At 44.8% G+C, this 11,893-nt stretch carries 7 protein-coding genes; 4 read left to right on the top strand and 3 right to left on the bottom strand.

What is annotated here, in order from left to right; translation table 11 throughout:
• Positions 1 to 8: 8 nt before the first annotated feature.
• From QNO02_RS15175 to pdxR, 3 genes are all read right to left on the bottom strand, one after another.
• On the bottom strand, positions 9 to 536 hold the full coding sequence (locus QNO02_RS15175; protein ID WP_289389140.1) for a DinB family protein: 528 nt from the start codon (positions 534 to 536) through the stop codon (positions 9 to 11).
• Between the two features lie 142 nt (positions 537 to 678).
• Entirely contained in the window at positions 679 to 2,700 is a 2,022-nt protein-coding gene (locus QNO02_RS15180; RefSeq protein WP_289389141.1) for an ATP-dependent DNA helicase, read from the bottom strand.
• A 59-nt stretch (positions 2,701 to 2,759) separates the two neighbouring features.
• The gene (gene pdxR, locus QNO02_RS15185; RefSeq protein WP_289389142.1) at positions 2,760 to 4,250 is read right to left on the bottom strand and encodes a MocR-like pyridoxine biosynthesis transcription factor PdxR; all 1,491 of its coding nucleotides are present in this window, start codon (positions 4,248 to 4,250) and stop codon (positions 2,760 to 2,762) included.
• 150 nt (positions 4,251 to 4,400) lie between these two features.
• Here pdxR and pdxS point away from each other — a divergent pair, with 150 nt between their 5' ends.
• The 4 genes from pdxS (at position 4,401) to QNO02_RS15205 (ending at position 11,674) form a co-directional block, all read left to right on the top strand.
• A complete protein-coding gene (pdxS, locus tag QNO02_RS15190) occupies positions 4,401 to 5,282 on the top strand; it encodes a pyridoxal 5'-phosphate synthase lyase subunit PdxS (RefSeq protein ID WP_036671277.1) in 882 nt (293 codons plus the stop codon).
• A 205-nt stretch (positions 5,283 to 5,487) separates the two neighbouring features.
• The gene (locus QNO02_RS15195; RefSeq protein ID WP_289389143.1) at positions 5,488 to 7,947 is read left to right on the top strand and encodes a GH39 family glycosyl hydrolase; all 2,460 of its coding nucleotides are present in this window, start codon (positions 5,488 to 5,490) and stop codon (positions 7,945 to 7,947) included.
• A gap of 201 nt (positions 7,948 to 8,148) precedes the next feature.
• Positions 8,149 to 9,381: a PTS sugar transporter subunit IIC gene (locus QNO02_RS15200; protein WP_289389144.1), complete on the top strand. Its 1,233-nt coding sequence runs from the start codon at positions 8,149 to 8,151 to the stop codon at positions 9,379 to 9,381.
• 19 nt (positions 9,382 to 9,400) lie between these two features.
• A complete protein-coding gene (locus QNO02_RS15205; RefSeq protein ID WP_091030252.1) occupies positions 9,401 to 11,674 on the top strand; it encodes a beta-glucosidase in 2,274 nt (757 codons plus the stop codon).
• The last annotated feature ends 219 nt before the right edge of the window (positions 11,675 to 11,893 follow it).

Consider the following 11,893-nt stretch of genomic DNA (forward strand, 5'->3'; position numbering starts at 1 on the left):
AATGAATTTTATAATTTCAAATCTAACGAATAGCGATCGCGAAGTACTGATAAATGATGGAGCTCATGTCCAGCCATAACAAATGCAATCGATCGAGCTGAAGCAGTGTTATCACTGACGATCCCTTTACAGAGCCATGCTTCCGGGGTGAGGCGACGGAGCATAAGAATGGTTGAGCGACGTGTGACGGTATATTCTTCGCTCAAATCGGCCAGGGTATACGCATTGAAAGGGTGGGTATGCATAAGCACGTCCTGATCGTAGCCAGGATGATTCGCTTGGTCACCTCGGGCGATGCGAAGCAATCGGCTGCTCATGATGCGTTCGTTATCCAAAAGGTGGCCGATGACCTCTTTTACGCTCCATTTGTCTTCGGCGTACCGATAATTTACTTGCTCCTCTGTCAATGAAGAGAGCAAAGTTGGTAGGATGTTGGCTTGCAGCTCTAAGCGTTCGATGATGTTTCCTTCAGGAACAAGCTGGATGTACCCTTCATAATAAGCTGCATATTCATCTGTAGTTGGTCTTTCAACCATGGTAATGCCTCCTTTGGGATTCAAAACTCTGGAATATATTGTAGCATATATCCTACAGCATGAAATTAGCCCCTCCACTTTATGAGCGGAAGGGCCGTTTCATGTGATTTGAACAGTTTATATCGTTTGGTTGTAACACTTTCTAATCCGTTCGTCGTATCCCCTTATTTTGAACAAATTTCTCCAAAACCGCAAAATCCTCCGTCACTTTTTTGAACGGCAACGTGTTCAGCACCTGTTCCCGGTAATTCTTTTTAGCCGCTGCGCTAAGACGGGAGTCAAGTATGCTGAGTATGCCAAGGTCCGTTTCACTACGGATCAAGCGTCCCGTTCCTTGCCGTAACCGAAGAAGCATGTCCGGTACAAACACCTCCATGAACGGATTCTCTGTTACAGATGCCTTATATTCATAAACAGGATCCGATGGAACAGGGAAGGGCAGACGGAAAATAATGACCTGTGACAGGTCAGACCCCTCGATATTCACACCTTCCCAGAATACACCTGTACCCAGGAGTACACCTTTGCTTTTCCTGAATTCGGCGATGACACTGTCCTGTGATGATCCCTCTTTTTGAACATGGACTGCCCATGTATATTCATTAGCCCTTGAGATCAACTTTTTGTGAATGTACTTCATGTCCTCTTTTGCTGAAAAAAGGATGATTGTTCTTCCCTGAGTTAGATTACAGAGTTGAACCACTTCCTTGTACGCTGCTTCAAGATAGTTTTCGCGCTGATCGTGGTGATAATAGGGAACTTTGTTCGAAATATACATCATGGCATGGTTGGTGTAGTCAAAAGGGGAGGGTTGGCGCTCTAGGAAATCTCCCTTATAACCGAGGGAGTGCGTCATATAAGAATATTGTTCCTCCAGCGTATCCCCGCCTTGGCACAGCGTTGCTGATGTTAGGATTACAGGTACCTTGCCATTAAATAAAGCGTATTTCAGAAATTGGCTTATATCTTTGGGACAGATGCTGATTGTGGTTACTCCCAGGGGACTGCTTGCCCATCTGAGATAGTTGTCCTCTATTTCAGCCAAGACATGGATGAGCGTAATGAGCCCATTTATGGCTTCAAAAGCGTCATCGATCTCCCGCTCGTGGCGTGAGGTCAAAATGGAAAGACGTAGACTGAGATCTTTTAATTCGTTCGAGACCTGGTTCAACGGTATTCCTTTGATCTCTGACACTTTGATTCGGTCGTTATCCTGCTTGGCATGGTCGAGAAGATCCGCGTTTACCTGTTTGAAGATGCGCTCAGCGCAGTTTTTGATGAACTTGGATTGTGAGAAGAGACTTTTATCCCCGGACTGTTTCGTTAGAAGCTGCACCGTGGTATCCAGAATGCGGCAAATTCCTCGATAAGTGAACTCAAGTGTTCTGGCATCCCGAACTTTTGTTTCCAGATTATGCGCTTCATCAATGACGATCAGAGCAGGCTGTTCCGAGATGATGCTTTTGGTTCCTTCTTTTTTCTTCATCAAATCCCGTATGAGCAAGTCCTGGTTCACGATAATAAAATCAATCTCGTGAGCTTTTGCATTTAATTTCGCTCTCATATCGTAAAACAAACATGCAGTTTTATGATGACAACGTTCAAATTTGCAATCATTCACGGAAACGTGGGACCATTCAGCATCACTAATTCCAGCTTTAATATCGGCTCTTTCATCAATTTCATAATCTAATATGCGCTGCGCAAGGGTAGACACGGAGGAGTTAGCATCATCAAGACTGATCCATTCCGCTGCTCTACTTCGGCAGGCATACTGACCCATGCCTTTTCCCACGACGGAGCGAACCGTTGAGAATCCCAACCGACTACCAATGATCCTTAAATCTTTATGTATCTGTTCCGAGAGCTGAATGGAGGAGGTAGCTATAATGACTGGTTTCTGAGACATTTGATTCGTGAGCAGGCTTGGGATCAGGTACGCAAAAGACTTACCAATTCCGACACCAGCTTCAATCATGGCATTATGTCCATGGATATAAGCATCGGCGATATCAAGAGACATTTCTTGCTGTCCGATCCGCTCTCTAAGGCCGATTCGGGGGAACCGGTCATATATTCGGAAGATGGCATTAACCAAAGAACGTTCGATTTCCTTGTCCGGTTCCTGCTTATTAATTTTGTAAAGTTCATTTAACCAATTCATAATGATCGCCCCTCTTCCGAATGATGATCTTCTTGTACTCACTTTGGAGACGATTTACCTCACAATGCAGTTGTAACGGCATTTTTTAATCTGGATACGCCTTCCTGTAATTGTTCATCTGACAAATGTGCAAAAGACAAATAGATACCATACTTCGTACCAACAGCCGTTGAACTGCTGACTTCTGAGTATACCACACCTTGTGACCTAGCTGATTCCCGAAAGGCTTCATAAGTGGTCACATTACCTCGCCACCAACCAAACACGTGTAGACCCGCTTCATTCTCCACCCAATCAAACCATGTAGAGAGGTGTTTGTTCAAAAGTTTGAGTAACAGATGGAATTTGCGACTGTATAATCGATTCATTCTGCGCAGATGACGCTCATATTGACCGCTTGTCATGAATGCAGCTAATGCCCGTTGTTCGATCAGGTTGACGGGTCTTGGCTCATATAATGCCTGTGCCTTTCTAAAGGTGTCAGCCAAGGTAGGGGGAAGAACCACATAACCAAGTCGTACTTCTAAAGGCAAGGTTTTTGTAAAGCTACCCAGGTAGATTACACGTCCTGCTTTATCGAGTGTTTTCAGTGGTTCAACATGCATTCCTCGATATCGGAATTCACTATCATAATCATCCTCAACAATCATGGCATCATTTCGCTGTGCCCAGTCCAGCAAGGTTTGTCTGCGTTCCAGACTGAGCATTTCACCAGTAGGAAATTGTCGTGACGGCGTGACAAACAACATACGTGCTTCCCAGTCTTGGGGCACAACGCCCTGACCATCGAGATTAGCTTCAATCAACTTTGCACCCGCAGCCAATATGGCTTTAGAAATTCCGACATAACAAGGACTTTCTGTCACTACATAATCCCCAGGATCTGCAAGTAATTGAGTGAGTAGAGCTATAGCTTGCATGGAGCCTGCAGTTACTGCAATATGATCCGGATCGACTTGAATGCCCCGCATCCTTCGAAGATAGGCAGCAATGGCTTCTCTCAATTTTGGATCCCCGGTTGAACTAACCATGGCAGAAGTTGTTATCAGGTGATGCTCACGCTGCCTTATCTCTGCATACAATCGATTATTCCATTCATCGTAAGGGAACTTGGAGAAATCAGGTTGATATTTGCTAAAGTCGATCACTTCGTCGCTATTCATTCTGAAATCATGTGTATGAGCATTGGCTGGTGCATTTCTTTGAATCGAATGCTGTTCAAACTGCTGAATACGATTTCCCCAGGCGGATAAGTGATGCGTACAAGCTTTCACGGTGGACGCATTATTGTTCAAATCCAACTGGTAAGCAACAAAGGTTCCTCTTCCATGCTCTGAATGAATGTAACCTTGAGCAGTCAACGTATCATATACCTGATTCACAGTTCCTCTGGAAATGTGATACGTCGCAGCTAACTCTCTAGTAGAGGGTAACTTCTCACCATGTATAAGATTACCTTCATGAATTGCATCACGAATGGCATGATATAGAGCTTTCATCTTTGTATATTTTCGGTTCAAATATGAACTGTAAGCTACATGAAATTGCATAGGACCTCCAGAGTTATCATTGAAGTGGTACAATAAAAACCAAAAATATTGGATCTTTTTATATGACCATTCTCATTCTATACTAAATCATAGATTAGAGCGATGCCTTTATTGAAAACCACCCAAAAGTTAATTAGGAGGACTACAATCATGCAAACAGGTACAGATCGTGTAAAAAGAGGAATGGCTGAGATGCAAAAAGGTGGCGTCATCATGGACGTTATGAATGCAGAGCAAGCTAAAATTGCTGAGGCGGCAGGGGCAACAGCTGTTATGGCTCTTGAGCGGGTACCATCTGATATTCGTGCAGCAGGCGGTGTAGCTCGCATGGCAGATCCAACCATCGTTGAAGAGGTTATGAAGGTTGTATCTATCCCAGTTATGGCCAAAGCACGTATCGGTCATTACATAGAAGCCAAAGTGCTTGAATCCCTAGGTGTGGACTATCTCGATGAAAGTGAAGTTCTTACTCCTGCAGACGAAGTGTTCCATATCGATAAACATGAGTTTACTGTACCATTTGTATGTGGAGCCAAAGATTTGGGAGAAGCTCTTCGCCGTATTGGTGAGGGTGCATCGATGATTCGTACAAAAGGTGAGCCTGGAACGGGCAACATTGTTGAGGCAGTTCGTCATATGCGTCTAATTAACAGCCAGCTCCGCAAAGTGCAAAACATGTCCAAGGATGAGCTGTACGCTGAAGCAAAAAATCTGGGTGTAGCTTATGAGTTACTGCGCGAAGTTCATGAAAACGGCAAACTTCCTGTCGTTAACTTTGCAGCAGGCGGTGTAGCTACTCCGGCAGACGCAGCATTAATGATGCACCTGGGAGCAGACGGTGTGTTTGTAGGATCAGGTATTTTCAAATCCGATAGCCCTGAGAAATTCGCTCGTGCAATCGTTGAAGCTACAACACATTACACAGATTACAAACTGATTGCGGAAGTATCCAAAAACTTGGGCGCCCCGATGAAAGGGATCGAAATTTCTAAATTGGCTCCAGAAGAGCGCATGTCCAACCGCGGTTGGTAAGATAGCAGTGCATCTAGTTGAATAGGTAGTTTGAACATTTATATAGAAGAGCCGATCAATTGAACCTTAATTGATCGGCTTTTTTGTTCTTACTGTTTAGCTTGTTGATATCTTCAAAATGCTGTGGCTATAATAATCGGTATGAAGGAAGGTGCAGACAATTCGCTATCTATATGAGTTTATTCAACATCAGGACGATCTGCCTATGAAACTCTTCGTGAACTCGGTAAAACATATTGATTTCCATTGGCACAAGGAAGTGGAAGTTGTATATGTTCTCCACGGTTCAATCATCATGTATCTGGACCAGCAGCAATATACACTGCATGAAGATGATGTGATTGTGGTTAACAGTATGTCCGTCCACAAGATCGAACGAACCAATCAGGACAATGTGTTATTAACATTGCAGTTCGGTCCCGAGTTGATGAACAATAATGCGTTTATCTCCTGTAACTCTGCTATGAACGTGGAACAAAACGCTCCTCGCCTGCAAAGTATTAAACAATATCTTGCGCAAATGGTATGGGAGATCAACAAAAAAACGCCGGGTTATCAAAATTTCACAATGGGCAGATTACAGATGTTATGCGGATGCCTGCAGAGGTATTTTTCCAGTGGAACGAATTCCGCATTGGAAGACGGTAGCAGGGATTATGACTATAAAAGACTGAACAGGGTCCTCACATATATTGATTTACACTACAATGAGAAGATTACACTGCAGGATATGGCGCATTCCGAACATTTAAGTTTGCATTATTTCTCCCACTTCTTCACCGACAAAATCGGGATACCTTTCCAAAAGTATTTGACGCTCATTCGCTTGGAGAAGGCTCAGGCTCAGCTGGCAGCAAACGATAAAAATATCTCGGAGATTGCGCTGGATTGCGGATTTGCCAATGTGAAGCTGTTTAACAAATACTTCAAGGAAAAGTACGGCTGTACGCCCGGTTCCTATCGGGAAGCTTCTCGTACACCGGAACTCCATCAGTTGAATGTGAACCGCAAACCCAAAACATATGAGGAGTCTTCAAGCGGAGATTATTACGAGATGGAAACGTTGAATGCGATTAGCTTACTGTATCGATATCTGGATGTTAAGGTTGACGCTGATCAAGACACGCTTCCTATACCGTCTGTACATCTGTCAGACCAAACTTATATTGAAATTCGTGCGGATCAGACGTCGTCTGTCTACGAAAAGCACTGGAATATGACCATGACGGCAGGGAGAGCCATTGAAGGTTTACGTGAAGATTGGCGGAAGCAGCTCTCCGCGCTGAAAGGAAAAGTACCTTTTCAATATATTCGATTTCACGGCATCTTCAATGACGAGATGATGGTGTACAGCGAGAACGAGCAGGGCACTCCCCTCTATAATTGGTCTTATGTGGACAAGTTGTATGATTTCCTGCTGGATCAGGGTGTTCGGCCATTTGTGGAATTAAGTTTTATGCCGAGCCAGTTGGCGAGATCCAAAGAAACGCTGTTTTGGTGGAGAGGGAATATTAGCCCGCCATCCGACCCTGCCAAGTGGCAGGCGCTTGTTGGTGAATTCGTTCGCCATTGTTTGAATCGTTATGGGGCGGAAGAAGTGAGGCAGTGGTATTTCGAAGTATGGAACGAGCCTGACCTGGCGGGTGTTTGTTGGGCAGGAAGCAAGGAAGAATACTTTACGTTTTACGAATCGACCGTTCATGCCATCAAATCGATTTTGCCGGAACTGAAGGTGGGGGGGCCAGCTATGGGTTACGGATCTCTCTGGAACGATACCTGGGCTGAGGAATTTTTGTCCTATTGCCGCAAGCGGGAAGTGGCTCTCGACTTTTATTCGTTCCACATCTATTCGGAGTATCCCAAGCTAAAAGTTGAAGACGATCGTTTAACGCAAATCATGCCGCCTGCTTTTTATAAAGAGAGTATTGCACTTATGCGGCAAAAAATGAATGCGTCAACGTACGGTCATGTTGAACTTCATGTCACCGAATGGAACTTTTCGCTGTATGACCGTAACTTGCTGCACGATACCATGTTTATGGCTCCGTTTGTCATTTACCACACCATGAACACGCTCGGTGAGGTGAAAGCGATGGCTTTTTGGTCCTTTACCGATGTATTCGAAGAAAGTATCGTTCCAGCTTCTCCTTTCTACGGAGGTTTTGGCCTAATTAACCGCGATGGGCTGAAGAAACCCAGCTATTATGCATTTGAGCTTATGCAAAAGCTTGGGGATGAGCTGATGGTCAAGGGAGACGGTTATGTCGGAACCCGAAAAAGGGATGGAAGCATGCAATTTTTGTTCTATCACTATGTTCACGTAGACCAGCTGTTTGCAAGTGGAGATTGGTCGGAATTATCCAGCTCAACCCGCTATGACGTATTTGAGGAAAAAGGCAGCAAAGCTTATGCACTTACCCTGAGCAATCTCGAGGGGCCTTATAAATGCACCAGTTATCAACTGGATCGGGAGCATGGATCGGTATTTGATGAGTGGACCCGCATGGGATCGCCATATTCCTTGACGGAAGAAGAAATCGCCTATCTAAACGGCAGGAGTGGACCCGTGATGGGGACAGAGATGATAAGAGATGAAAGTTGGCGCAGAGAGATTTTTCTTCCACCGCATGGGGTAATGCTGCTCATTTTGGATAGGCAATATTAAAAAAAGGCTCTTAAGACATCCTTTCAGTAGTGAAGGGATGTTTTTTGTTGTTTATTTCTTGTTCAGGCTGGCAAGCTAGAACTATAGTGATGGATTGGGCAAAAAACGAACCATGATGCGGCAAGTTCCAACAAGAAAGCGTTAACACAAATCGATATACTATGGTTGTGGCAGCTTAGAGGAAGACAGGGGGAGTTTTGGATGAAGCGTTTCATGAAATGGATGACAGATTCGTTTGCGCCAAGATTGGAGGCGTTTACGAACAATATTTGGGTTTCTTCGATTCAAGAAGCCATCATGGTCGCCATTCCGATGATTTTCATCGGTTCGATTATTACATTGATTTCGATTTTGCAGGATTTCATTCCGGGAATGCCGGACCTGACACCCATCACGACATTCAGTTTCGGTTTGCTGGGGTTGTTTATTGCTTTTTTGACGCCTTATGTCGTGATGGAAAAAAGAGAACGACACAAAATCAAGTTGCTGGCGGGAATGGCGGGAATATCTCTGTTCGTTATGCTGCTTAACCCGACAGTAAACGAAGACGGTACCATTCAGTTCATCCTTGAACGATTTGGACCCTCGGGGATGATTACAGCACTGTTGGTAGGTGTATTTGTCGCTCTTGTAATGATCATGTGCAACAAATTTTCGTTCTTCAAAAAAGGGTCTTCACTTCCCGAATTCATTATGGACTGGTTCGATTTTCTCGTCCCGATCGCCCTGGTATTAACAACAGGATGGTTGCTTGTATATCAGCTTCATTTTGATATTTTTGGACTGATCGTGAACGTATTTGAGCCGATCAATGCCGTTGGACAAAGCTTAACCGGATTTTTATTGTTCAATTTCATTGGCGTTGTACTGTATTCTTTCGGCGTAAGCCCGTGGGTCATGACACCGATCTGGTACGCAATCTGGATACCTGCAATCGAAGAAAATGCAGCTCTTGTCGCAGCGGGACAAGATCCGGTCAATATTAACACATTTGAAACCTTTTTCTCCGGCTGGCTGGGTATTGGCGGTATGGGTGCGACTTTGCCGTTAGTTGTTTGGTTCCTGATGGCACGTTCGAAAAAACTGAAATCTGTCGGCAAGGCGACGATTATCCCGTCCTTGTTCAACATTAATGAACCTGTCGTGTACGGAGCACCGATTGCCTTTAATCCGTTACTCATGGTGCCGATGTGGATTAACTCACTTATCACGCCGGTGATTGTGTACTTGGCTCTCGACTGGGGTTGGGTACGGATCCCGAGCCAGATCTTCCAGCTATGGTACACGCCAATCGGCCTGTCCACCTACATTATGTCCGGACTCAATGGGCTTATCTTGCTGGCGGTCGTCCTGGTGATTGTATTTATTGTCTGGTTTCCGTTTTTCAAACTGTATGATGCACAGGAACTGAAGAAAGAACAGGAACAAAATTGATATTAGAAGGGTGAGTACTATGGATAAATCAATCAATGAATTGTTGACGGCATTAACGCTGGCCGAGAAAGCTTCACTCTGCGCAGGATTGAATATGTGGATGACAAAAGGAATCGAGCGGTTAAACATTCCGCCAGTTCATATGTACGATGGGACAAACGGCATCCGTAAAACAAACAGCGATGAAGAAATGGGGATTACAACGGAAAATGTACCCGCAACCTGTTACCCTACGGGTTCAGCCATCGGTTCTTCGTGGAATACGGATTTATTGTATGAAGTCGGTGTGGCACTGGGACGTGAATCCAAAACCATGGACGTTGAGCTGCTGCTTGGACCTGGTGTCAATATGAAAAGAACGCCGCTTGGCGGAAGAAACTTCGAATACTACTCGGAAGACCCATACTTGACGGGGGAACTTGGAGCGGCGTTTATAAACGGGATCCAAAGCGAAGGCGTGGGCGCTTCTGTCAAACACTTTGCGGGTAACAACCAGGAGTTCGAGAAGATGGTAACCAGTTCGGAAATCGATGAGCGAACGCTCCGCGAGATTTACCTGAGCGCCTTTGAACGTATTATTAAGAAATCCGATCCTTGGACGGTTATGTGTTCTTATAATTTATTGAATGGAACGTATACAAGTGAGAACGAACATTTGCTGAATGACATTTTGAGAGAAGAGTGGGGTTATGAAGGTGTTGTTCTATCCGACTGGACAGCTGTCAATGATCGTATACGCGGACTGAAGGCCGGGCTTGATCTGGAGATGCCGGGTCCCGCCCATTACAATGCCAAAGCGATCATTGAAGCGGTTCAGAACGGAAGCCTTTCTCAAGAACAGTTGGATCGCAGCGTGGGCCGGATTTTGAAACTGGTTGAGCGAGTAACGGGTAAGAAAGACTTGGATTCTTCTCCAGATTCGGACTATCATGCACTCGCGCGTAAAGCGGCGGCCGAGAGTATTGTGCTTCTGAAAAATGAGAACGCGATTCTCCCGCTAGGGCAGGAGTCCATTTCGTCAGTTGCCGTGATCGGACGGTTTGCTAAAAAACCGAGAATTCAGGGAGCGGGCAGTGCGAAGGTAACGCCTACAAAAGTCGATATTCCTTGGGACGAGATAAAGAATCTGGCTGGCGATGCCATGACCATGAATTATGCAGAAGGGTACCCGGAGGATGACTCCATCAATGATGAGCTAATCAAGGAAAGCGTGTCATTAGCCATGAATTCCGATGTTGCTGTATTATTTGTTGGCCAACCAGAATATGCGGAATCGGAGATGCATGATTTGCAAGGCATTGATCTTCCCGAGCATCAAGTGAAATTGATTCTTGCGGTAGCCGCGGTTCAACCCAAGTGTATTGTCGTAACGAGCAGCGGTTCCGCACTGGCGATGCGCCCATGGGTACAGCATGTACCTGGTGTGATTCATTCTTGGTTGTCGGGTCAAGGCATGGGTAAAGTGATTGCAGATGTATTATTCGGACAGACAAATCCTTCGGGCAAACTGTCTGAGACATTCCCTGTCAAACTGTCGGACAACCCTTCACACATGCGAATTCGCGGGGAGAACGGCAAGCTGTATTATCGCGAAGGACTGTTCGTGGGTTATCGATATTATGACCGGAAAGAACTGGCACCTCAATTCCCGTTTGGACACGGATTGTCTTACACATCGTTCTCCTATACGGATCTGGAAGTGGCTCAGACCCATAACGGTGTTACTGTGTCCTTCCAATTGAAAAATACCGGAAAGCGCAAGGGAAAAGAAGTTGTTCAATTGTATGTTCACGATGAAGAGTGCACATGGACCCGTCCAGAGAAAGAATTGAAAGCTTTTGCCAAAGTTGAACTAGAGCCGGGTGAAAAACGCAAGATTACTTTTGAACTGGAAGAGAGAGATTTCTCATATTACAACACCAAGTATAACCGTTGGGTGGCAGAGACCGGGTTTTTCCAAATTTCACTTGGCAGCTCGTCCAAAGATCTCCGAATTACGGAACGTCTACATTGTGACTTTGGTAAGGAAGAAATCACGTTCCACAAATTCAGTCTGCTCAGTGAGTGGATGAGTGATCCTGTGGCAAAAAAGGAATTGGAGCATTGCCTGAATGAAATGAACGAGCACGTTACGGACAAGGTATATCTTAACGAGGAGTTTGTGGGATTCTGGGCAGATTTCCCGATGATCAAAGTGTTCCAAATGTTCGGCCAACAATGGATGAATGAGCGTTCACCTGATGAAATTATTAATGAACTTATCGCCAAGGTTAACCAGGCACGTAATGAATAGTTAAGTAAAAGAGGAACCAAGTTCAATCCCGTACAGGGGAGATGAACTTGGTTTTTCTGTGAGCCCAAAATAAGAGGCACCATATGAGGGTCTCTTTTAATTCATCAGACGAATGATATTGATTATTGTTCTCATTTACATGCTTCGACATTTACTGTATACTGACAATAGTTATTTTACATATTGGTCTAAACGACAAGATAGAATTCAAAAGGGAGA

Source organism: Paenibacillus sp. PK1-4R (genome assembly GCF_030369595.1).
GTDB lineage: Bacteria > Bacillota > Bacilli > Paenibacillales > Paenibacillaceae > Paenibacillus.